The 24,473-nt window shown below is 45.8% G+C and carries 13 protein-coding genes; 8 read left to right on the top strand and 5 right to left on the bottom strand.

Annotated elements, in window-relative coordinates:
• Window positions 1-148 precede the first annotated feature (148 nt).
• The gene (locus tag QT973_RS16890; RefSeq protein ID WP_333053187.1) at window positions 149-442 is read left to right on the top strand and encodes a mechanosensitive ion channel domain-containing protein; all 294 of its coding nucleotides are present in this window, start codon (window positions 149-151) and stop codon (window positions 440-442) included.
• 779 nt (window positions 443-1,221) lie between these two features.
• Here QT973_RS16890 and QT973_RS16885 read toward each other — a convergent pair.
• A complete protein-coding gene (locus QT973_RS16885) occupies window positions 1,222-1,914 on the bottom strand; it encodes a PEP-CTERM sorting domain-containing protein (protein ID WP_333232161.1) in 693 nt (230 codons plus the stop codon).
• Between the two features lie 627 nt (window positions 1,915-2,541).
• A complete protein-coding gene (locus QT973_RS16880; protein ID WP_333053320.1) occupies window positions 2,542-3,141 on the bottom strand; it encodes a sulfite oxidase-like oxidoreductase in 600 nt (199 codons plus the stop codon).
• Window positions 3,142-3,451: 310 nt separating this feature from the next.
• Here QT973_RS16880 and QT973_RS16875 point away from each other — a divergent pair, with 310 nt between their 5' ends.
• Window positions 3,452-3,685 (top strand): hypothetical protein, encoded by a 234-nt coding sequence (locus QT973_RS16875; RefSeq protein WP_333053190.1) that lies wholly within the window; start codon window positions 3,452-3,454, stop codon window positions 3,683-3,685.
• 340 nt (window positions 3,686-4,025) lie between these two features.
• On the opposite strand, the gene QT973_RS16870 is transcribed toward QT973_RS16875, so the two are convergent.
• Window positions 4,026-4,721: a TrkA family potassium uptake protein gene (locus QT973_RS16870; RefSeq protein ID WP_333053191.1), complete on the bottom strand. Its 696-nt coding sequence runs from the start codon at window positions 4,719-4,721 to the stop codon at window positions 4,026-4,028.
• A gap of 140 nt (window positions 4,722-4,861) precedes the next feature.
• Window positions 4,862-6,196, bottom strand: a complete 1,335-nt coding sequence (locus QT973_RS16865) for a TrkH family potassium uptake protein (protein ID WP_333053193.1) — start codon at window positions 6,194-6,196, stop codon at window positions 4,862-4,864.
• Between the two features lie 219 nt (window positions 6,197-6,415).
• On the opposite strand from QT973_RS16865, the gene QT973_RS16860 reads away from it, so the two are divergent.
• The 3 genes from QT973_RS16860 (at window position 6,416) to QT973_RS16850 (ending at window position 18,611) form a co-directional block, all read left to right on the top strand.
• Entirely contained in the window at window positions 6,416-7,390 is a 975-nt protein-coding gene (locus QT973_RS16860; protein ID WP_333391761.1) for a methyltransferase domain-containing protein, read from the top strand.
• 36 nt (window positions 7,391-7,426) lie between these two features.
• The gene (locus QT973_RS16855; protein ID WP_333391760.1) at window positions 7,427-8,485 is read left to right on the top strand and encodes a homogentisate phytyltransferase; all 1,059 of its coding nucleotides are present in this window, start codon (window positions 7,427-7,429) and stop codon (window positions 8,483-8,485) included.
• Window positions 8,486-8,549: 64 nt separating this feature from the next.
• Window positions 8,550-18,611, top strand: coding sequence for a tetratricopeptide repeat protein (locus QT973_RS16850; protein WP_333391758.1), 10,062 nt, complete (start codon window positions 8,550-8,552; stop codon window positions 18,609-18,611).
• Window positions 18,612-18,820: 209 nt separating this feature from the next.
• Here the strand turns inward: QT973_RS16850 and QT973_RS16845 are convergent, their stop codons facing one another.
• The gene (locus QT973_RS16845) at window positions 18,821-22,075 is read right to left on the bottom strand and encodes a glycosyltransferase (RefSeq protein WP_333391756.1); all 3,255 of its coding nucleotides are present in this window, start codon (window positions 22,073-22,075) and stop codon (window positions 18,821-18,823) included.
• Window positions 22,076-22,164: 89 nt separating this feature from the next.
• Here QT973_RS16845 and cobA point away from each other — a divergent pair, with 89 nt between their 5' ends.
• Genes cobA through QT973_RS16830 form a run of 3 tightly spaced genes read left to right on the top strand, consistent with a single transcriptional unit; the run spans window position 22,165 to window position 24,354 of the window.
• Window positions 22,165-23,751, top strand: a complete 1,587-nt coding sequence (gene cobA / locus QT973_RS16840; RefSeq protein WP_333053200.1) for a uroporphyrinogen-III C-methyltransferase — start codon at window positions 22,165-22,167, stop codon at window positions 23,749-23,751.
• A gap of 32 nt (window positions 23,752-23,783) precedes the next feature.
• A complete protein-coding gene (locus tag QT973_RS16835; RefSeq protein ID WP_333053201.1) occupies window positions 23,784-23,975 on the top strand; it encodes a DUF2281 domain-containing protein in 192 nt (63 codons plus the stop codon).
• 16 nt (window positions 23,976-23,991) lie between these two features.
• A complete protein-coding gene (locus tag QT973_RS16830) occupies window positions 23,992-24,354 on the top strand; it encodes a type II toxin-antitoxin system death-on-curing family toxin (protein WP_333262256.1) in 363 nt (120 codons plus the stop codon).
• The last annotated feature ends 119 nt before the right edge of the window (window positions 24,355-24,473 follow it).

The following is a 24,473-nucleotide window of genomic DNA, read 5'->3' as shown; positions in this document are numbered from 1 at the left end:
TGTGTTAGCGTGGCCTTCTTTAATTTTTTGACAATCAAGCATCCAGGATACAAGCCCCCGAATTGATCCGTGGGGTCAAGGCTTCAATCGAAAATCGAAAATCTAAAATCTAAAATCGATTGACACTCTCACTTGGGCTGCTGGCAGTTTGAGCGCCTGCGTGGCGTTCCCAGCTTGGCACCCTGCAGATATCATCAGTTGGTTAGGACTTGGTTCCGTAGGGATTAGTTTCCCGTTCCCAGACATCTTCAAATACTTTTTATCGGAAATATTGTTGCTGTGGCACGAACCGTTTCAATTGGGCGATCGGATAATTGTGGAAGGCTTTGAAGGTACGGTTGAAAAGATTTTGCTGCGTTCAACTCAAGTTATTAGCGATCGGGGAGAGCGAGTTATCGTGCCGAAGGCGATCGTATTTGCCAATTCAGTGCGGGTAAGCTAATCCGCATTTAAATTGCATAGTCAAATAAATCTTTACTGGTGTGGGGAGTAGGGGTTGGGCAGGAGATCGCGCCCTCAATATACAATTTAAATGCACAACAGCTTACTAATAGGCCTGCCCCGCAGGCGAACTAACTTGCCTTTAAATGTAGCCTATGATGTTGATACTTCAGGCTTTAGCGATGGTTCTTTGGATCTTATTGTCCGCTATTGGACGCTGCGCGAACCAGCATAGGTGCGACGGACAAACACCAGGGCTGTAGTGGCGATTAAAGTAGCGTGCATCCGGGCGGACATTAACATTCCTCAATCGGTACTGGTGACTTTGTACGATCGAACAATTTACCGTGAGTGAGTTTTGAATTTTGATTGGGGAGAGGGAGATAGCGGGAGAGTGGGAGAGTGGGAGAGTTGGAAAAATCCTCTTGCTTCACGCTTGACTTCTTCCCTCAACACCCCTCCGTTAACTCCGTTAAATCCCTTATTCTGGGCGGGGCCGAACTTCCCTCCGATCTCAAATCCGCCCTTGGAAAGTCGGGCGTAAAATCGAGTCAACATCCAACACTCAACCATCATTCAGTTTGGCGACCCCTCCTTCTACAGTCAACAGTCAACAGTCAACAGTCAACAATTCCGGATGTGTGCAACCAGAATTGATATGACTTCTCCCTTCTGACATTTCAAATCAAGCAAAAGGCGAGCCGATTTCTCATTAGCGCGCCTCCTAATTGAATTTTATTTTGTAACACGTAAAAGAGGAGATTGTTCCGGTTGACAAAATCATGAAGTCGTCTTGCTAGCGCGACGGCGGCGGGCTGCAACCAAACCACCCAAACCGAGAGCCAAACCAGTCATTGTCATGGGTTCGGGAACTGCTTCTGCGCTGACTGTGAAGTCTTGGAAGTCTGCGTCATTGCCGTTACCGCCATCGTCGAAGGAGATTAGTGTGCCTCCATTGAACAGAGAACCTATTCCGTTTGTGAATTTTCCGGCAGATCCGAAGCTGTTCGTTTCTTCTGTGTTGAGTGCGTCCCACAGTTGCGATTGCGCGCCAAACACTGCTTGCTGGTTGCGCGTATTCAAGGCTGAGGTCGAGTAGACAGTGCCAGCCCAGCCGCTGTTGAGTCCCAAAGTATAAATTTGATTGGCCAGGAATGTGAATACTGTCGAGCCAGAACCCAAGACTGTATTGCCCAGAGTTCCTTTCCATTCGTTACTCGAGCCGTTGTCTGAGGATTTAGTTTCCGAAAACAGGGTGCTAACTAGAGTGGCCGCCGAGTTGTTCACACTGTAGATGCCCAAAGAGGAAGTATACCCACCGTGAGATTCTTTGAAGTTAAACTTGACGCTGGTATCTTGGCTGAATGTGATGCCGTTGGTGCCAAAGGAGAAGGCTTGAGCTGGAGCTCCGGCGCCAAACAGAGCTGTGGCGGCGGCGGTAGCTGTTAGGGCGGATAAGAGTTTGGTATTCATAAACCTGTTCCTTTTGTGCGATCGTCTTAATAATTTCATTATGCGATACTTTGTTTGTATTTGGCGCACTTTAGGTAAAGTTTGACATATTCTTTATCAAGGCTTTACATATCCTTCATAAATTCTCTCTATCACATCTGCGGGCGGGGGATCGATCCCTAATAATACCCACTAAATAATTATAAATATTGTGGTCTGAAACCTTGCAGTCGCGGGCAGGGGAGCGCGGATGAACTTAAGTGATTTGGATCGGGCTTATGGCTACTTTTTTTTATAGTCTCAAGTCTAAATCCTCAATAGCAAACACTTAAGTATAAATACGGTAATATTCGTGGGTACTGACAGTTCCAGAAGTTTTCTATTAACCCTAAACTGGGAATATTTGTTTTTTGGGGCTTATGTATGGGAGTTAAAGTAGTTTATCTATCAGGTAAATTACGTACAAAATGCGATCGTGTGGTCTACGTATTTTGGTTGAATTAAATAGAACCCCTGGTGTGAGATATCCCCAAGATGGGATCGAGAAGATGCAATTTCCGCAGATTGAAGCGGTAAAAGACCGGATTGCCCCTCAACAAAGATTGTATAGAGAAGCTGTGGCCCCGTCTTTGCTCCCGATCGCCCGCATCAAAACAGACCGCTGTAGCGTTCCTCTGCCCAAGGTTCGCCCCGCCGATGGTAGCCGTTGCGTTCCCAAAAACCGAGTTCTTCGGTTTCTGTAAACTCCAGGCCGTTAATCCATTTGGCGCTTTTCCAAGCGTACAAGTGGGGAACTACGAGCCGCATTGGGCCGCCGTGGTCTGCGGATAGAGGTTCGCCGAAGACGGTGTGGGCGAAAAAGTTTTCTTCTCTCAGGAAGTCGGCGATCGCAATGTTAGTCGTGTAGCCGCCGTAGCAGTGTTCCAGGACGTGCATAGCTTTCGGATCGACTTCTATGCAGTTCATAAAATCGGTGACTTTGACTCCCGTCCACTGCACGTCGAGTTTTGACCACCGGGTGACGCAGTGAAAATCCGCAGTAAAGTTACTTTGGGGCATGGCCTGGAAGTCCGACCAACTGAAGGTTTGTGGTTTTGCCAATCCCCAGACTTTAAATTCCCAACTCTCAATGCTGACGGAGGGTGTATCGCCGTAGGTCAGCACAGGAAAGCCGTTGGCGAGGTATTGACCCGGGGGGACGCGATCGATGTTTTCTGATTCTGGCTTGCGAAAAAATTTGCCCAGCATGGATTCACGCTCTACAGTAACTGACTGCAATCCTGAGTATAACTTGCATAGAGGGGCGCATCGCAATTCTTCTCAAGGTAGAAAGCTTTCTGGACTTCTCTAGAAAGAAAAATCCCTAAATCCTGCCTGATGCCAACCTACTTCTGCCTTCTGAGAGAGACCAAGCTAAAAATTATAAAATTTATCACCCCAGCGGATGAATTTCCTAACCTTAAATTTTACCGTAATTAATGGCGCATTTCCGAATCTTTGATGTATTGTTACAATATGCTCAGATGCCATATGTAAAAAAATTGATGGGGTAAAAATCATGATCGCAAGTTGCTTAATTCCGTTGACGATCTGCTTGATTGCTTGGTGGGTGACAGCCGGGACTGACAACAGAACGCTAGACGGAATTCCGGCTCCCATAGCTGCAATTATTGGAATTTGTTCGTTAATTTGGTTGGTGGCGGCGTGTCCTTGGCCTGTTGAACTTGCTCTAGTATTGGCGGTACTGGTTTTGGGCAAAGCTTATTTGCAAAAAATCTTGAAAGTCGGCTGAAATTTTAGGGCTAGCGCTCCTAGGGTTTGCGGGAGCGCGACGATCGAGTGCTGCTACCTTGTTAAAATTTTTTGCAATGTGTCTGGCTAAGTTCTCAAAGGGGGTCGCAAAGGCGGAAAAAACCCTAGAATTGGTGAAATTCAATTTACATATTTTAGTTAAAAATTAGAACATAAAGATGGACAGGAAAACCCGGTTTATCTAAAATAAACCGGGTTTGTGAGGGTCTGAAATTGTCACACATCCAGCAATAATTGCTTAGGAGTGAGACACTCGGAACACAAGACACTGGGTTTCTGAGTCGAGGACTGTTGCTGTATGTGGGTAAAATGTCGATCTGTTAAATTGGCAAGCGATTAATATCTTTGTTAGAACCAATTACTACCATCACCTCGCCTTTTCTCAAGCGTTCGCTTGGCTGCGGATTGATCTCGAACTTGTCGCCACGACCGACTGCTAGCAAATTCAAACCATACCTGCGCCGGAGTTCCAATTCGGAGATGGTTTTGCCATCAAACTTTTCAGGAACTAGCAACTCAACGATGCTGTGAGCTGGGTCGAGGTCAAAGCGTTCTAAAATGCTGGGTTTTGTAAGGAGGCGGGCCAAAGAGCAGCCCATTTCTCGTTCGGGAAAAACTACATGATCTGCGCCGACTTTTTTCAACAGTTTTAAGTGAGTTTCCGAAGAAGCTTTGGCTATTACGTGAGCTACCCCGCCTTCCTTAAGATTTAAGGTTGTGGTAATGCTTTCTCCTAGATAATTGCCGATCGCAACAATTACTGTTTCAAATTCAAATATACCGGCTTCCGCAAGAGCGCTAGGCTCAGTAGAATCTAACTGCAAAACGTGAGCCGCAATGCGATCGTTCAAAGCTTGAGTTACTTTTTTTTCATCGGTGTCAATTCCCAGGACTTCGTAACCCAAACCGTGCAGAGTAGAACACACAGCTTTGCCGAAGCGTCCCAAACCAATAACTGCAAACTGCTTGTTGTCGGCGCGCAAAGTGCGAAAAAAATTTAAAGATGACAGGTTCACTGAATATCCAGCGCTGAGCGTCTTGCTGTTTAAATTTTAGCAGAGACAGCGCCGCCTCCTTTTGATTTTTGGGTAAGTAGTAAAAGTTGATTTGGGTTGTCACCCATTGTTTAGATTATCAGCAACGAGGCAGGATTTTTTTATCCCACTAACAAACTTTCCTCAGCATACTTAAAAGACCTAGGTTTTGGATCGCCGAAGGCAGCACTCATCAGCAGCAACACGCCAACCCGACCTATGTACATTGTAGCAATCAAAACCAGCTTACCGATCGCTGAAATCTTGGCTGTAATCCCTGTGGAAAGACCGACCGTGGCAAAAGCTGAAACTGCTTCATACAGCGCTGCGATAAATTCTACTTCGGGATTGGTCAGCTCAATTAAAATTGCAGATGTGAACGCGACCAACATGGAACCGAAGACTACACTAATGGTTTTTAGAATCATTGCTGGCGGGATTTGACGCTGATAGCACTCCACATCTTCCTGGCCTTCGAGAACTGCTGTGGTACAGCAAAACAATATTCTAAAAGTTGTGGTTTTGATTCCGCCGCCGGTGCTGCCAGGACTGGCGCCGATAAACATCAGCGCGATAGTCAGAAATAGCGAGGCTTCGCTCATTTTGCCAATGTCAATTGTATTGAATCCCGCCGTGCGGGGAGTAAGAGATTGAAACCAAGCTGCCATCACTTTTTGAGGAAAATTTAGAGAGCCGAAAGTGTCAGGGTTGTCGTATTCCAGCACCAAAAAGGCTAGCATTCCTAAAATCAAAAGGACAGCCGTTGTAGTGGTAACAACTTTGAAGTTCAGGGAAAAAACTGTGCAGATAGGGCTTTTCTTCAAGCGATCGCGCAGCCACAGGTACATTTCCATAATTACTTCATAGCCGATTCCGCCAAATATGATTAAACCACCGACAGTGAAGTTAACCATAGGCGAATTGATGTAGCCGATCAAATTATCTGAATAGATGCTAAAACCCGCGTTGTTAAACGAATTAACGCTGTGAAATATAGCAGACCACACACCCTCTTTAAATCCGTATTGGGGGACGAAAACCGTCATCAGCAAAAACACTCCTGTTAATTCAAACAAAAGTGTTGTTGCTAGAATTGACTGCACCAGTTGTACTACGCCGGCTAGCCCGGATTTGTCGAGAGATTGTTGCAGGGCAATTTTGTCTTTCAAGCCAAAGCGGCGGCCCAATAACAGCAGCAAGAAAGTCGTGGCTGTCATGTAGCCCAAGCCTCCTATTTGCACCAGTAAAACTAGGCACAGTTGCCCCCAAAAAGAGTAATATTTTCCGACATCTACAACCGACAAGCCGGTGACGCAGACAGCGGAAGTAGAGGTAAACAGTGCTGTTATTGGATCGCTCCAAGTTCCATCAATTGTGGAAAAGGGCATCATCAGCAATAGAGTACCTGCGAGGATGACAGCGAGAAAGCCCAAAGCAATGGTTCGCGAGACAGTCATTCGATTTTAGATTTTAGATTTTAGATTTTAGATTTGGGATTTGAGATTTGAGATTTTGGATTTGGGATTTGAGAGGGAACCCACAAATATATCGTCGGGCTTGAAATCAGGACATCTCTATCTGGCGAAGGCCGGAGACCGATCGAACTCAATCGCCAAATTCTATGACAACAGCGGGAAAATAACGGTAGAATTCCTTTAATAACTTGCGATCCGGCGATGACATCAACACTTTACCAGCAAATTCAGCAACTTTACGACGCTTCTAGCGGTTTGTGGGAGCAGGTGTGGGGCGAACATATGCACCACGGTTACTACGGCCCGGATGGCAATTTGAAAAAAGAGCGCCGACAGGCTCAGATAGATTTGATAGAAGAACTGCTGGCTTGGGCTGGAGTCCCGTCAGAGAAGGCACTGGGTGAATCTTACCGCATTCTCGATGTCGGTTGCGGGATCGGCGGCAGCACGCTGTATTTGACGGAAAAGTTTAGTTCGTTAGCGCAGCCCTCGAAGAGGATCGCTCAAAATAATTTAAAGTTGGATGGCGGGGTCGATCGAGATTTTAGCCGATCGCCCGAACTCAACAAAACGGGCGCTAGCGTTACAGCTACCGGAATTACTCTCAGTCCGGTACAGGCCAACAGAGCGACCGAACGCGCTAAAATTGCTGGGCTTGAAAGCAATGTGAATTTTTTGGTTGCCGATGCTTTGAATATGCCTTTTCCTGATGAGTCATTCGACTTGGTTTGGTCGCTCGAAAGTGGCGAACATATGCCAGACAAAATTAAGTTTTTGCAGGAATGCTGCCGCGTACTCAAGCCGGGAGGAACTTTGATATTGGCAACTTGGTGTCACCGCCCGCTGGGAGAAACGGCGGGTGAATTAAGTGATGAAGAGAGAAAGCAATTGGCAGAAATTTACCGGGTTTATGCTTTGCCTTATGTGATTTCTTTGCCGGAATATGAGGAAATTGTCCGCAGTTTGCCTTTGACAAGTATTCGCACCGCTGATTGGTCAAAAGCTGTTGCTCCTTTTTGGGATGTGGTGATCGATTCTGCTTTGACTCCGAGCGCGATTTGGGGTTTGCTAACGAGCGGTTGGACGACTATTCAAGCAGCACTTGCTCTCGGATTGATGAGCCGTGGATATCAGAGCGGGTTGATTCGTTTTGGAATGATTTGTGCTGTAAAATAACAGGCATATATCAGAGAAGTTTTGAGTCTTGAGTTGATGAGTAAGGTGCGTATTACGCACCCTACAGAATATTATTTGTTTGGCGTGGGTGTGAGATTTATGGGCAATGATTCGATTGGCAAGTCTTGGATTGATAAAAATGGCTCGGCTCCGCAAAGCTGGGTGAGGGCATTTTGGGAGTTTTCTCGGCCACACACAATTGTGGGTACTAGCTTGAGTGTATTGGCTTTGTACGCGATCGCCCAAAGCACGAGGCTGTTTGTGAATCCTATATTTTTGCCCCTAGCTTTTGCCTGGTTGGCTTGCATTTGCGGCAATATTTATATTGTGGGATTGAACCAGTTAGAAGATGTTGAAATTGATAAAATTAATAAGCCGTATTTGCCGATCGCGTCGGGAGCGTTTTCTAGGAAAACCGGGGAATTAATTGTAATTGCAACGGGAATTATAGCAATTTTGACTGCTGTTTTACAAGGCCCGTTTTTGCTGGCTACTGTTGGTGTTAGTTTGGCGATCGGGACTGCTTATTCTCTGCCGCCAATTCGGCTGAAGCGGTTTCCTTTGTGGGCGGCGCTGTGCATTTTTACGGTGCGGGGCGCGATCGTAAATTTAGGGTTATTTTTGCACTTTAATTGGGTGTTGGGTTTGGGAGGGGCGAAAAGCGCTTTTTCTGGCTGGAGTTTGGAGAGTGTGTCTTTTGAGATTCCTGCGGAAGTTTGGGTGCTGACGGTTTTTGTTGTGGTGTTTACGTTTGCGATCGCCATTTTTAAAGATATCCCCGACATGGAAGGGGACAAGCAATATAATATTACTACGTTTACGATTGAGCTGGGCAAGCCGGCTGTCTTTAATTTATCTCGCTGGGTGTTGACGGTTTGTTATTTGGGCGCGACTTTTGCGGGAGCGATCGTATTGTCTAATGTTAATTTAGTGTTTCTGGCAGTTTCTCATTTGGCGGCTTTGGGTTTGATGTGGTTTTGGAGCGCGAAAGTTGATTTGGACGATAAAATAGAAATTGCGGCATTTTATCAGTTTATCTGGAAGTTGTTTTTCTTAGAATATCTGATTTTCCCCGCAGCTTGTTTGTTGGGGTAGAAGTTCGGCAACTGATTGTGTAACGGATGTAACGGATGTAACGGATGTAACGGATGTCACTCCGATGGAAGGGGGAAGAAGCAAGAAGGAAGTCGGAAGTTCGGCAACGGATTATGTAACGGATGTAAAGGATAGAAGGAAGAAGGAAGAAGGAAGAAGGAAGAAGGAAGAAGGAAGAAGGAAGAAGGAAGGAAGAGTTAACACATTAGAAGAAGTTGGCAATTACCAGTTAGCGAACTCCCAAACAACTAAGACAACTATGGCTTCTCAAAAAAAATTGCGGAAATCTGCCTGTACACTGGGTGCCGAAGACTCTTTGAAATTAGCTTGGGAACATCACCAAGCGGGACGTTTGTTAGAAGCTGAGAATTTGTATCGGCAAATAATAGAAGTGCAGCCGGAATCAGCAAACGTGCTGTGTTTGTTGGGAATAGCGGCGAGACAGCAGGGAAAGATTGCAGAGGCGATCGACTTTTACGAAAAGGCGATCGCCCAAAACCGCGATTTTGTAGAAGCACATTTAAATAAGGCTAATCTTTTGCTCGATGTAGGCGAGTATCAAAGGGCGATCGCCAGTTACGAACAAGTCATCAAAATCCAGCCCAACTCCGCACTCGCCTACAATAATTTGGGCTGGTCAAAACAGCAATTAGGCGAAATAGATGCAGCTATTTTATATTACCAAGCAGCGCTGCGAATTGACCCCAATCTGCACGAAACAGCGCACAATTTAGGACATATATTTAAACAGAAGAATTACTTAAATGAGGCAATTGCCTGTTACCAGCACGCTTTAAAAATCAATCCAAATTTGACATATTCCCTGATGGGTTTGGGAACAGTTTGGCAGCAGCAAGGTAAATTAGCAGAAGCTCTCAACTGCTACCAGCAAGCGGTAAAACTAGACCCCAACAATCCCGAAGCTCACAACAATGTAGGAGCATTTTTTCACGAACAAGGCAATGCAAAAGCAGCAATATCCCACTACCGACAAGCCCTAAATTTAAAGCCAGATTTCGTGGAGGCTATTAATAATCTCGGACACGCTTTGGTCGATTTAGGAGAATTTCAAGAAGCTTTTTCTTGTCACAGTCGAGCCTTGGAATTGCAGCCAGAAAACGCGATCGCCCACCTGGAATTCGCCTTAACTTTGCTATTGTTCGGAGATTTTCAGCGCGGTTTTGCTGAATATGAGTGGCGGTGGCGCACTCCGCAACTACAACCGAGGCAATTTAAACAGCCGGTTTGGGATGGTTCGGATTTGCAGGGAAAAACTATTTTACTCCACGTCGAGCAAGGCTTTGGCGATTCTATTCAGTTTATTCGCTACGCGCCGATTCTTCGCAGCCGAGGGGCTAAAGTTATGGTGGCTTGCTATCCAGAACTGATGCGGTTGTTTGCGACAGTTGCCGGCATTGAATATTTATCAGTTCGTTTGGAAGGTTTACCAGAATTTGATGTTCACGCGCCGCTGATGAGTTTGCCGCGAATTGTGGGGACAACTCTGGAAACAATACCAGCAAATGTTCCTTATTTATATCCGCCTGCTGAGTGCAAATTTGCGCTTTCTTCTGATGCCAAGTTGAAGGTAGGGATTGTTTGGGCGGGAAGTCCGAAGCGCCGGAAAGACAATCAGCGTTCTTGCAGCTTGAGCGATTTTATTCGATTTTTGGATGTTCCGGGAATTGCTTTTTATAGTTTACAAAAAAACTTGTCCGAGAGCGATCGCACTTTGTTACACCAACACTTAGTGCCGGATTTAACTCCGCATTTGAACGACTTTGCTGATACCGCTTCGGCTATATCTCAACTGGATTTAGTCATTAGTGTCGATACGGCTGTGGCGCACTTAGCTGGTGCTTTAGGAAAACCGGTTTGGGTGCTGCTTTCTTTTGCTCCTGACTGGCGTTGGCTGCTGGATCGCGAAGACAATCCTTGGTATCCAACTGCGAGGCTTTTTCGCCAAAGTCAGCCGGAAAGTTGGCAAGAATTGTTTGAGGAAGTACAGGCGGCTTTGAGTTTATTTGCGATCGCCAATACTGCTAGTTATTCCGAGGAGTCTGCCAAAGATTCGCTTGACTTCGTTTCACTCGCAATGACGGCTAATCATAAGCCTGACCTCGATTATGTAGCTGTCAAAATGACAGGTGCAAGCGTAGTTCAAGAGAGTAAACAAATATTTGCGATTGCGAGCGAAGGGTTAGCAGAAGGCTCTGCAGCTAAGCAATCGCAGGGGATTGAGACATCGATTGCGATCGGAAACAGCGGGGAGAATTTGGTTGTTTTAGAGGATTTATTGCGGCAAGCAGAGCATTTAATGGAAACAGGCGATCGGGAAGAGGCGATCGCCCTTTACGAACAGATTATATCTCTTGAGCCAAATTGCGTTCAAGCGCGGATTAATTTTGGTTTTCTCAAGCAAGAAAAGGGCGAATTAGAAGCCGCTATCCCGCACTACCGAGAAGCTTTAGCCATCGCTCCAAATATTCCTCAAACAGCTTACAACTTGGCCAAGATTTTTGAGGAACAAGGTCAAGCGGAAGAGGCGATCGCACATTACGAGCAAGCTCTTGTAGCTCAACCGGATTTCGTACCTGCACTGATTAATTTAGCCGTGGCGCTGCAAGAAAAAGGCGAACTTTTCAGGGCGATCGAGCTGTACCGGCGAGCGCTGGAAATTAATCCGCATAGCTGGGAAGCTTACAACAATCTGGCAACTGTTTTGCAAGAACAGGGCAATTTAGAAGATGCGCTGGAGTATTATCACAAAGCTCTAGAATTGCTGCCGGATTTTGTGGAAGCTATCAACAATTTAGGCAGGACATTTCTGGAAAAAGGTGCGGTAGAAGATGCGATATCCTGCTACAGACGAGCGATTCATTTAAATCCAAATCATGCTAGCGCTCACCTGAATTTATCCTTGGCTTTGCTGTTGGTGGGAGATTTGGAAAATGGTCTCGCTGAATACGAGTGGCGCTGGCAAATTAAAGAATTTCACACTGGTCATTCCTGTTTTTTGACGGGGCCGGATAATAGTGTTTCGGCAAGAGAATACCGGCCTCTATGGGACGGTTCTGATTTGCTGGGAAAGACTATTTTGCTGCACGCCGAACAAGGTTTAGGTGATTCGCTTCAGTTTATTCGCTACGCTGCGATCGTCAAAAATAAAGGCGGTAGGGTTATTGTGGGCTGTTACCCGCAATTGCACCGTTTATTTGCAACGGTTGAGGGCATTGATTTGCTAATAGTTAAAGGGGAGCCACTGCCGGAATTTGACGTGCAAGCGCCGATGTTGAGTTTGCCCTATATTCTTGGTACAAATCTGCAAACAATCCCGGCAAATACTGCTTATTTATCTCCGCCAGCGGGTGCTGAATTTGGACTTTTGCCCGATCGCACTTTGAAAGTTGGGATTGTCTGGGCGGGGAATCCAAAACACCGCAAAAACAAGCAGCGTTCGTGCAGTTTGAGTCAGTTTCTGCCGCTTTTGGACGTTTCGGGGGTAAGTTTTTACAGCTTGCAGAAAGAGGTTTCTGAGGCCGATCGCGCGCTGTTGAATCAAAGGTCGATCGTAGATTTGAGCCCGCATTTTGGCGATTTGGCCGATACTGCTGCTGCGATCGCCAAACTGGATTTAGTCATTAGCGTCGATACCGCTGTCGCCCATTTGGCGGGGGCTTTGGGCAAACCAGTGTGGATTTTGCTGGCGTTTTCGCCGGATTGGCGGTGGCTGTTGCAGCGCGAAGATAGTCCTTGGTATCCGACGGCGCGGCTGTTTCGCCAGCATCAGCGGGGCGACTGGGAGGACGTTTTCGATCGGGTGGCGGAAGCTCTAGGCGCGGTTGCTGCTGCATTTGTCCCGTCGGATGGGGCGGATGCAGAGTTTCGGTTGGGCGTGGATTTGCAGCAGCAAGCCGATTGGGGCGGTGCGATCTCTTGTTACGAGCGAGCGATCGCGATCGATCCTAATTACGCAGCCGCGCACAGCAATTTAGGCGTTGTTAAACAGCATACCGGCCAGCTAACAGAGGCGATCGCGCACTACCGACAAGCCCTCTTCATCGACGGTAATTTGGCGGAAACTGCGAGCAATTTGGGCAGCGCGCTCGCGGAAGCAGGGGAGACTGAAGAGGCGATCGCAGAATATCAGCGGGCGCTTTCTTTGAACCCGAATTGCGCGGAAGCGCTGATTAATTTGGGCCTGTTGCGGGAAGAGCAAGGGGATGTGGCGGAGGCTATAAGCTGCTACGAGCAAGCGATTCAAGTCAATCCTAATTGCGCGGCGGCTTATTTGAATTTGGGAATTGCTTTGGAGGCACAAGGGGAGGATGCGATCGCGAATTACGAACGGGCGATCGCGAATTACGAACAGGCGATCGCGATCGCTCCCAATGATGTGGAGGCTTTGCAGCATTTAGCATACGCCTCGATCCGACAGGGCAAAATTTCCGATGCGATCGCATACTACGATCGAGCTCTGGCGCTGCAACCGGATTGGGCAGAAACTGATCTCGCTTATCTGAGTTCACTGTCTAGCCCAGATAAGTTGGATGAGGATTTAGCTGTTTGCCAGCAAGCGATTCAGGCATCGCCAGCCAGTGCACAGGCTCACGGCAATCTGGGAATTGTCCTGCACAAACAGGGCAAAATTGAAGATGCGATCGCCTGCTACCAGCAAGCTTTGAGGCTGAAACCCGACTTTCCACAAGCTTTGAACAATCTCGGCAAAGCTTTTGAGGAAGCGGGAAATATGGCAGAGGCGATCGATTGTTACCGTCGGGCGATCGTACTCAAACCCGGTTATATCAATCCCCTCACCAGTTTGGGAAGTGCTTTGCACGATCGCGGACAATTTGCGGATGCTCTCACCTACTACAGCCAAGCAGTTAAATTTAATGTCGCTAGCCCCGAATCTCACCTAAATTTAGGTTTAGCTTTGCTGCTGGCGGGAGATTTTCAGCGTGGTTTTTGCGAGTACGAATGGCGACTCCTAGTTAAAGAAAAACAGTTCCGGCGCCACAACTTTATTCAGCCGGTTTGGGATGGTAAAAATTTGGAGGGAAAAACTATTTTGCTTTGCCCGGAACAGGGTTTAGGCGATGCAATTCAGTTTATCCGCTATGCAGATTTAGTCAAACAAAAAGGCGGTAGGGTAATTGTTTGGTGTTTGCCGCACTTGCAGCGCTTGTTTGCAGAAGTTTCTGGAATCGATGCGTTAATAGTTAATCCAGAGGATGCGCCGGATTTTCAAGTGCGCGCGCAGCTCATGAGTTTGCCTCATCTTCTGGGAACAACTTTAGAAACTATACCCGCCAAAGTTTCTTATTTAGCTCCGCCGCCCGGTTGGGAATTTACTCTCAATCCAACTACTAATTTGAAAGTGGGAATTGTATGGTCAGGAAATCCTAAAAATTCCCAAAATAAGGTGCGATCGTTACCGCTAAAATTGTTGACAAAACTGTTAGATATTCCGGGAGCAGATTTTTACAGCTTGCAACAGGAAATGACAGCAGACGATCGCGCTTTGTTAGAGCAAATAGCCGTAACAGATTTAAGCTCTTATTTGCACGACTTGGCGGATACTGCGGCGGCAATCTCGGCTCTGGATTTAGTGATTTCTGTAGATACTTGTGTGGCACACTTGGCTGGTGCTTTGGGCAAACCCGTGTGGATTTTGCTGTGTTTTGTGCCGGATTGGCGGTGGATGTTGCAACGCGAAGATAGTCCTTGGTATCCCACGGCGCGGCTGTTTCGCCAGTCTACAGCGGGAGATTGGGAAGGAGTTTTAGAACAAGCTGCTTTGGCGCTGAGAGAAAGAATTGTCCAGCATAAACCAGCTATACCGCCCAGAGAAAGTCTAACCAATATTGAATTATATCAAAGACAGTTTAATCAGGGAAATATTCTCAAGGCGCAAGGAAGATTTGCCGAGGCGATCGCTTATTTTAAAAATGCTTTGGTTTTGCAGCCAAATTCGATAGAGACCGCCACGAATTTGGCAGTGACGCTGCACCAAACAGGCGATTTAGCCGAAGCTGCCACCTATTATCAGCGCGCGAGCGAAATTGACCCTAACTGCGCTCAATCTCACAATAACTTGGGTATTTTGCTGCAAGATCAAGGCAATATAATGGCTGCTATATCTTGCTTTCAAAAGGCGATCGCCCTGAATCCGGTTTACGTCAAAGCTCTCAACAATCTCGGCGCGATACTCCAGCAGCAGGGCGAGTTGCCAAGTGCGATCGCGTGTTTTCATCAAGCACTTTCTGTCAATTCCAATTACGTGCCGGCGCTGGTAAATTTGGGTGCGGCGATGCAAACACAATCTCAGCTAGACGAGGCTCAACGGCTTTACGAGCGGGCAATTGAAGCAGAACCTAACAATCCTGCAGGACACTATCACCTGGGAACGTTACGCTTGGGGGCGGGAAAAATAGAACAGGCAATTTCTAGCTTGGAACGAGCCATATCTTTGAACCCTAATTATCTAGAAGCTCTTACTAATTTAGGCAGTGCTGTTGAACAATTAGGAGACGTAAATCGAGCAATTTTGTGTTACAGTAAAGCTCTCGAACTTGATGCAAATTGTGTTAAAAGTCACTTCAATTTAAGCTTAGTTTTGCTGTTAACTGGGGACTTGCCGCGCGGTTTAGCAGAATACGAGTGGCGGTGGCAAACAGAACAGGCGAAAAAATTGCCACGGTTGAATTTTAATCGACCAGTTTGGGATGGTTCAGATTTGAATGGGCAAACTATTTTGCTCCGATCCGAACAAGGTTTGGGCGATGCTATTCAATTTGTGCGATACGCAGCCATTGTGCAGCGAAAAGGCGGCAAAGTAATCCTTTCTTGCTATCAAGAACTGAAGCGTTTATTTAAGCAGATTCCTGGCATCGAACAAGTGGCGGTTCGGATGGATGAATTGCCCGATTTCCAAGTGCAAGCACCGCTGATGAGTTTGCCTCATATTCTGGGAACAAATTTAGAAAATATACCCGCAAATGTTCCTTATTTAGCTGCGCCGCCGCATTGGCAATTTTCTCTAAATTCCGATGGCAATTTCAAAGTTGGGATTGCGTGGGCGGGAAGTTCGGAACATTTGAAGGATTTTCAGCGATCGAGCGATTTAAGCTATTTCCTGCAATTGTTAGATGTTCCCGGTGTAAGTTTTTACAGTCTTCAGAAAGACTTATCGCCTGAAAATCGTACTTTGTTAACTCAAATTCCCGTGATAGATTTGAGCGACAATTTGAACGATTTTGCCGATACTGCGGCGGTGATATCGCAACTAGATTTAGTAATTTGCGTGGATACTGCGATCGCGCACTTAGCCGGTGCTTTGGGTAAACCCGTATGGATTTTGCTGTGTTTTATGCCGGATTGGCGGTGGATGTTGGAACGCGAAGATAGCCCTTGGTATCCGACAGCGCGGCTGTTTCGGCAGCAAACACCGGGCGATTGGGAGGAAGTATTCGATCGCGTAAAAACAGCCTTGCTAGAGAGCATAAAAACAGCCTTGCTAGAGAGGGCGAGCACGGGGGCACCGCCCCTACAATCTACTCGTTTCCAGGCTGTGCCTGGTAACGGAGATACCGAAGCTTCGCCTCGATTTGCCTTATCGCCGCCACAGGTACAATTTTACATAGCAAAGGCCTTAGAAAAACAAGGTAAAAAAGCAGAGGCAGCCGCTCGTTATGAACAAGTAATTGCCGCCTCACCCAGCCACGCAGAAGCCCACAGTTGTTTAGGTTATCTCAAACAGGAAAACGGGCAAATAATCGAGGCAATTTCGCATTACAAACAAGCGCTAGAAACCGATCCCAATCTGAGCGAAACAAACTTATATTTGGGTTCCGCCCTCGAAGAACAAGGAAAAGTCGCAGAGGCGATCGACTTCTACAATAAAGCAATTCAACTACGTCCCAACTCGCCAAATTGGCGCTTGAGACTAGCCTTAGCTTTGCTCTTAACTGGAAATTTTGAGCGTGGTTTTGCGGAGTACGAATCGCGCTGGCAAACTCAACAATTGGATCCGCGCTCTTTTGAGAAACCACTTTGGGACGGCTCTGATTTGCAGGGAAAAACAATTTTATTGCACCCTGAACAAGGTTTTGGTGATACGATACAATTTATCCGCTACGCAGCTTTAGTTAAGCAAAAAGGCGGCAAAGTTATTGTGGCTTGTCATGTCTTGCTGAAGCGTTTATTTGAAGGAATTGCCGGAGTCGATCGAATTGGAGTCAAGCCGAGCGATTTGATTGATTTTCAAGTGCAAGCCCCGCTGCTAAGTTTGCCCAGAATTCTGGGAACTACTTGGGAAAATATACCGGCGAATATTCCTTATTTAGCACCGCCACAGGATTTTAAATTTTATTTAAAGCCGAACAATAAACTCAAAGTAGGTATCGTGTGGGCGGGCGGCCCGCTGCACCGCAACAACCATCGGCGATCGTGTAAATTGAGCGATTTTGTGAATTTTTTAGATGTTCCTGGAGCTAGTTTTTATAGCCTTCAGAAAGATTTATCACGGGGCGATATTACTTTATTAAAGCAACACCAAATTGAAGATTTGAGCGAACATTGCGTCGATTTTGCCGACACCGCAGCAATTATTTCGCAACTCGATTTAGTAATTTGTGTAGATACTTCTGTCGGGCATTTGGCTGGTGCTTTGGGCAAACCAGTCTGGATTTTGCTGTCTTTTGTGCCCGATTGGCGCTGGATGCTGGAACGCGAAGATAGCCCTTGGTATCCCACTGTGCGTCTGTTTCGCCAGCAAAAAGCCGGTGATTGGGATGGAGTGTGCGATCGTATAAAAGCAGCCTTGCTAGAGAGGGCGGGCACGGGGGCACCGCCCCTACAATCTACTCGTTACCAAGCTCTGCCTGGTAACGCATATTCAGAGGCTCCGCCTCGGCTTCAACCCCCAGAAACTCCCCCACAAATTACCGGAATGGGCATCAGTTGGCCGATCGGCATCACCAGCGGCTGGGGAATTTACGCCCTGAATTTAACACTACAACTGCGGCAAAATCCTGCCTGGGAAGTTGCACTTTTAACACCGCCATCAATCACCTCAGAATCGATGAATCCGCTGCATAAATCGCTGTTGTTACCTGTCATTGAAAAGCACAAAAGTTTTCAGGAATTAGTAGCAACCAATTCCGACAAACAAATCAGTTGTAATTTTCCCGTACTTTACGCTTTAGGGAATAATTTAGCATCCTCTGGAGTTGACAATCAAATTACCAGCGATTGTCAAATAGGAGTCATATTTTTTGAAGACACGCGAATCACAGCAGAAGCACTAGAAACAGCCAAAAAATATAGCGTGATTGTCGCCGGTTCTAACTGGAATGCCGATGTTTTGAGAAGCTGCGGCTTGACTAATGTGGCGATGGTACATCAAGGAATTGACCCAACAATTTTCCATCCTGCACCCAAATCTAATCTATTTGGCGATCGCTTCGTCATTTTCTCCGGCGGCAAACTGGAATATCGCAAAGGTCAAGATATTGTAATTGCCGCTTTCAAACGATTTCGCGCCAAACATCCAGAGGCTTTGTTACTAACAACATGGCACAACTTCTGGCCTCAGTATATGTTAGGAATCGAACAAACCGGAAACGTTGCGGGACTTCCCAATATCAACCGCGACGGAAGTTTAGGAATTTCTCAATGGTTAGTGGCTAACGGTTTGCCAGTTGACTCTTTTATCGACATAGGCTTAATTCCCAATCACCTCACCGGACAAATTTTGCGAGAAGCCGACTGCGCTGTTTTCACCAACCGCTGTGAAGGCGGTACTAATTTAGTCGCGATGGAAAGTATGGCCTGCGGAATTCCGACTATTTTATCAGCAAATACTGGTCATTTAGACTTGATTTACAGCCACATTTGCTATCCTTTATGGAGTCAAGGACGAGTTAAACTAACTCCTCCTTTTTCCGGTGTAGAAGGTTGGGGAGAGTCTGATGTGGCAGAAGTTGTCGAGGCTTTGGAGCAAGTTTATACTAATCGGGAACAAGCTAAAAGTCGCGGTTTAGCAGCGGCTAATTTCATGCTGGATTGGACTTGGGAAAAACAGGTTAAGCGCTTTCTTGATGTCATATCAAATTCGCTTTAACAATCATATTTTTACGGCCAATAGAATTCGCTACCACAGAAACGAAGTTTGTTTTGTGGACTAAATAATAAAGAATCCTATCATGTCCGATCGATCGCCCATAATACAATTGCCGGGGCGGGTTTGTGAGATTGTCCGTTTTTGGCAAATATTATTGGTGAACCCGCCCCTACAGGAATCAGGGTAATCCACCGGACATGATATCAAGATTAACTTGCGATTAGTTCCAATAGCTTTTCAGCATTATTCACGCTTTCCATATCGTAAAGTTCCCGGTTGTAACAAACAATTTGTGCTACTAATTTGTGATGATATTGTTGAGCTTTTTCATTTCTAGAACCATGAACCTGACGATAATTAAGAACTATTTCTCTCGTTCCAAAAAAAGGAATGCTATGTTTGTGACAATTAACCCAAAATTCCCAATCCTCATAACCTTCTTTCATCTCTGCTTTGTAACCGTTGACCAAATTCCAAACTGATTTGTGATACAATGAAGACGGGTGAATCATATTAGATTGCTTGATATTTTCCGGCGAATACAAATCGTAACTGGGTACGGTGCGCTTTTCATTGCCAAACAGTTGATAAGAACCAAATGCTATGCAAGGTACTTTGGATTTTAGACATATTTCTAAAAGACAAATCAAGGCATTGGGATCTAAAATATCATCGGCATCTAAGGGCATTATGTATTCGCCGCTTGCTGCCGATATGCCAGTATTTCTAGCCCTTGATATCCCTTGATTAGCTTGTTCTATTAGCCTAATTTGATGCTGGGGATTTGTTGCTATCAATTTTTTGGCGGCTGTGCTAGTAGTATCTAAGCTGCCATCATTAACAATGATTATTTCCCAATTTTTGTAAGTTTGATTGATAACGCTAGTTACTGCTTGCGACAAAAAATGAGCTTGATTGTAACAGGGAATAATCACAGATATTAAAGGTCGATCTGCCGATTGTGGCGAAGGTGCAACTTGTTTGACACTTTCTGATTGTAAATTCTGTCCCGAATTTCTAGCAGCTTGCAAGCTGTAAAAATAAATCTTGGGATGGACGATCGCTAATTGATTCAGATCGGTATTTTGATACTCATTTACTAACCTCGGATATCCCGACAAGTGCTCTTGTTTAACAAAAATCAAGATATTCTGAGCGTACCAAGGCTCTACTTTGTCATTGTTCCATATTTTTTTTCTCAAGCAGTCAATAACTGCATAGCCGTTTTGCTGAAAGTAATAAACCCAATATTGTGGCCACTGTTCGTTAACGTGTTCGACGCCTCCTTGAAATGGTATCGCAGCAGAAAACAGAATCACTGGTGCTAGTTGAGTGAGAGAATTAACAAAGTTTTCGGCACAGGTAGCCGGTAAATGTTCGGCAACTTCCAGAGAAATTGCTAAGTCAAACTTTCTGTTTATTTGCAGCGGTTGCTTTAAATCGGCGGATTGGAACTGATTTAAAGGAATTTGTAAAATAGTGCGATCGACATAATCGCCATCTATTCCCAAACAATCAGCAATTCCCAACTTCTGAAACGCCGCTAACCAACTTCCCGTACCGCAGCCCACATCCACTACACTTTTAGGTAAAATCGGTTGCAGCAAGTCTAACAGCAGGGGAATAATTTCTCTAGCAGAAGTGCGAGTTCCTTCTCCGATTAATTGGTAAAAATCTCTTGTATAAGATGAGTGTTGGTTTTGATTGGTTTGGCTGGCTGTTGGAGAATTAATTGTCTCTAAACTGCTAATATTGTAACCGTGCAAATGGGCTGGCAACTGCCAGGAAATATTGGGGTCTGGTTGATGTTTTACTGGCTCGACATTGCCCCGCCAAGCAGCACCCATAATTTGCATTGTTTGATATACTACCGTTTGCCATCCCCTTTGCTTCAAGTAATCTAAACCATGAGCAACATCGGGAGCGGTTAAATCGTGAAATAAAATTATTGCATCTTCCTCCGCCAATTTTTCACACGCAATGGCATCATTTAACGGCCCATCACCTCCGTGTTCTCCGTCAATAAAAATTAACGACCATTTGCGGTTGAATTGAGCGGAATATTCTTCTACTCGTTGGGGGCTATAGCCCGGTATTAGCTCGACTGATGTTTGAACGCCCGACGCATTTAGAGCACTTTGAATTGAATCGATTACACTTTGTCTGATATCTTCTCTTTCTAACAGCGGATCGACGACATCTAACTCAACTCCTGCGAGGGCTATGTGACAAGCAGACCAACCCAGCCAGCAACCTATTTCTAAGGCTTTTTTACCTTTGAATTGCAGAGCAGTATTGTAAAGAATATGTGCTTCGTCGCGATTCAAAAACCCGATAAATGGATAGCGCTTGTCTGCATACCAATTATGCGGAACTTCCCGGCGCAAATAAGGCCAGTTACTCGTATTTGGATCGGCAATAATCATATTGGGGAAATAGGAGTCAGGTATAATTATTTGGAACCCTGGCGAGACATAATCCCCTGGATGTAATAAATTATTTTTGCTAATTTCCGGTTGTTGGTAAGTCATTTTGGGTTTTTGAAATATTTGGACTGCTTCCTGTTTTTTAGGTTGGTAACGGACGCTAATTTCCAGTATATCGCCGTCAGTTGCCATCAATTGTACTCGGTCAAACTGCTGGCGGCCAGCTAAATGCAAAATGCTGATCGCCTCCTGCGGCAAGTACGGCTCCACAAAACAGCCTCGCTGCTTGTCCCAAACCGGAAAACCGTTGAATATCCAATTGCACCAAGCTGGGAGCATTTCAGTGAGATTGAACAATTCGCCACTGTAAACAGCGAGGTTGAGGGCAAATTGATCTGTCATGACACAGCCGGATCTTTGCAATCCTTGATTGATTTTTTCTGCCCAGATTTCCCAGTGCAAAGCATCTTGTCGGAGTGCGAAAACTCCGGCATTTAATATCGGATAAGTGTAGAATTTATTAGCAATTTCTTCACCAAAGTTAGCTTCATATTGTTGATAAACCCACGGCAAAAACTGAGGAAGTTGCCCGTACTGCTGCAAGCTTGCCCTGTGAACTTCGGGAACAATTGCCAGCCCCCGGCGCGATGCTCCTTCAACCAACAAATTAATTGCTCTCCAGTCTTGAACCCAAGCATCCGCATCAATCCAAAGGTATATATCAAAATTGGGAAAGTATTTTCGCAAACAAGGTCTAACTAATAGTCCTTTTAAATGTTCTGGAGATTCATTTCTACCGGGAAAATCAAAATCCCAGTCCGGTTTTTTAATAAAAGTTACTTGCCTTTCTAGCCACTGCAACTGTTCGGGAGTGCAGCCGAGATCGAAAAAGCCGATCGCCACATTTTCACCCTCTGGTTTTTCCCGCACCGATAAAATAGTACCTTGCACCAATTCAAAGTAATTTGCATCGGCGGCCGTGATGATGATAATCTGCATAAATATAGGATTGGGCATCGGGCATTGGGCATTGGGCATTGGGCATTGGTTATTTGTTATTTCATAATGGCTCATTCTTCCTTCTGCCTTCTGCCTTCTTCCTTAAATTATACTATCGAGGAGGAATTGTGAAAAACCATAAAGGGAAAGTTTATCTAGTCGGTGCGGGGCCCGGAGATTGTAACTTGATGACAGTGCGATCGCACAAACTGCTATCCCAAGCCGAAGTCTTAATCTACGATGCTCTTATCGACATCCCGCAACTCGAATTAATCCCAGCAAATTGTCGAAAAATCGAAGTCGGTAAACGCGGCGGCAAACCTTCCACCCAGCAGGAAGAAATTAACCGTTTGCTGGTAGAACATTGCCAACTAGGAAAACAAGTAATCCGCTTAAAAAGTGGTGATCCGTTTATTTTTGGTCGTTCTAGTTCCGAAATTCAAGCATTAATCACAGCGGGCTGCGACTTTGAAGTAATACCCGGAATATCCTCCGCCTTAGCCGCACCTTTACTAGCAGGAATTCCCCTCACAGATCCGGTAATGAGTCGCTGTTTTGCAGTGATGAGCGCCCACGAACCGGATGCTTTGGAATGGGAAGCATTAGTGCAGATAGAAACTTTGGTAATATTGATGGGAGGGCGCAATTTAAGCGAGATAATTTGGCAATTGCAAAAGCACGGACGATCGCCCGAAACTCCGATCGCCATTATCCGAAATTGCGGCCGCCCCGAACAGCAAATTTGGCTAGGCACTCTCTTCAACATTGTACAGCAAACAGCAGGTCAATCTCTGTCGCCTTGCGTAATCGTAATTGGGGAAGTAGTTAGATTGCGCGAATATTTAATCCAGCCAGAAAGCACAAATATGATCGATACACCAGTCACCATTAATAACAGCCAATTGCCGCTAGCAGGAAAAACCATTTTAGTCACGCGATCGGTTTCTCAGTCTGCTGAATTTAGCGATCGACTCCAGCAACAAGGAGCCCGCGCGATCGAAATGCCCGCCTTGGTAATTGGGCCCCCGTCCACTTGGGAACCATTAGACAGTGCGATCGCACAATTGTCAAGCTTTCACTGGTTAATTCTCACTTCCCACAACGCTGTAGACTGCTTTTTTCAAAGATTACAAGCAAAAGGCAAAGACGCCCGCAGCTTGTTTGGTATTAAAATCGCAGTTGTCGGGAAAAAAACAGCAGAAAGTTTGCGATCGCACTCTCTACAACCCGACTTTATTCCCCCCAACTTTGTCGCCGATTCCCTAGTCGAGAACTTCCCCTGGCAGGGCGGGCACGGGGGCACCGCCCCTACAAACTGCAAAATCCTATTTCCGAGAGTAGAAAGCGGCGGCAGAGAAGTTTTAGTTAAAGAATTCACCGCCAAAGGAGCGCAAGTAATAGAAGTGCCAGCTTACCAATCTTGCTGTCCCGAAACTATCGATCCGATCGCCCTATCCGCACTCCAAAACCAAGCCGTAAATATCATAACCTTTGCCAGTTCCAAAACCGTGCATAACTTTTGCAATCTCCTCGAAAAAAGCCCAGAATTATCCCTGTCTAAGGATTGGTTGGAAAACGTTTGCATCGCATCCATCGGGCCGGAAACTTCCAAAAGCTGTCAGAATTTATTGGGTAAGTTAGATGTGGAAGCCAAAGAATATACCTTAGACGGATTGACTGAGGCGATCGTCCAATGGGCACAAGCGAGGTTGTAAAATAGTTGTACGATCATTAGGAGGAAAGAAACATGACCGCAAAAGACCAACTTCTTCAAGAACTAGACCAAGTACCAGAACCCGTGCTGCTGAAAGTGCTTGAATTTGTCCGTTCCTTAAAGACTGAAGAAGAACAACAAAAACTAGAAGCCAAAGCATGGCAGGCATATCTAAATTCCGAACACGAAAGAAAGGAGGTTTACCGTCGCCTTGCCAACTCCTAATTTTGTCAGCAAAAGTATGGTTTTAAGTATCCACGCCAGACAGATAGAGAGGTTTGGCGGCACTCCCGGCGTTAGAGATGAAGGTTTGTTAGAGTCGGCTTTGGCTCAACCGCAAGCAACTTTTGGCGGTCAATTTTTGCATTCAACGATTAGCGAACAAGCTGCCGCCTATCTCTATCACATAGCGATGAATCATCCCTTTATTGACGGCAATAAACGATCGGCTTTTGCAGTGACAGATACCTTTTTGCGTTTGAATGGTGGCGCTTTGAATTTGACCGACGATGAAGTATATGATTTAGTCATGCGAGTCGCGCGGGGAACGATGACTAAGGAAGAACTAACCACCGAGTTGGAGTCATGTATTGTTGAGGTTTAATAAGTAAGTTTGGCAGTGCGCTACATTGAGATTAAGTAAGATGCGCCGATAAGCGCCCTACAGTGAAATAGCGAATCGCGGAACAAAAAAGCGAGTAAAGTTATCACTAAAGAACAAAG

The organism is Microcoleus sp. Z1_A1 (assembly GCF_036700305.1).
Lineage (GTDB): Bacteria > Cyanobacteriota > Cyanobacteriia > Cyanobacteriales > Microcoleaceae > Microcoleus.
Note: the sequence above shows the minus strand (reverse complement) of the source record. Positions and strands in the feature narration are given on the sequence as shown.

Coding starts and splice junctions, on each gene's coding strand:
- QT973_RS16850 (WP_333391758.1), top strand. CDS start 8,550: ATGGAAGGGGGAAGAAGCAAGAAGGAAGTCGGAAGTTCGGCAACGGAT.
- QT973_RS16860 (WP_333391761.1), top strand. CDS start 6,416: ATGACATCAACACTTTACCAGCAAATTCAGCAACTTTACGACGCTTCT.
- QT973_RS16855 (WP_333391760.1), top strand. CDS start 7,427: ATGAGTAAGGTGCGTATTACGCACCCTACAGAATATTATTTGTTTGGC.
- QT973_RS16875 (WP_333053190.1), top strand. CDS start 3,452: ATGATCGCAAGTTGCTTAATTCCGTTGACGATCTGCTTGATTGCTTGG.
- QT973_RS16865 (WP_333053193.1), bottom strand. CDS start 6,196: ATGACTGTCTCGCGAACCATTGCTTTGGGCTTTCTCGCTGTCATCCTC.
- QT973_RS16880 (WP_333053320.1), bottom strand. CDS start 3,141: ATGCTGGGCAAATTTTTTCGCAAGCCAGAATCAGAAAACATCGATCGC.
- QT973_RS16835 (WP_333053201.1), top strand. CDS start 23,784: ATGACCGCAAAAGACCAACTTCTTCAAGAACTAGACCAAGTACCAGAA.
- QT973_RS16885 (WP_333232161.1), bottom strand. CDS start 1,914: ATGAATACCAAACTCTTATCCGCCCTAACAGCTACCGCCGCCGCCACA.
- QT973_RS16845 (WP_333391756.1), bottom strand. CDS start 22,075: ATGCCCAATGCCCAATGCCCGATGCCCAATCCTATATTTATGCAGATT.
- QT973_RS16830 (WP_333262256.1), top strand. CDS start 23,992: ATGGTTTTAAGTATCCACGCCAGACAGATAGAGAGGTTTGGCGGCACT.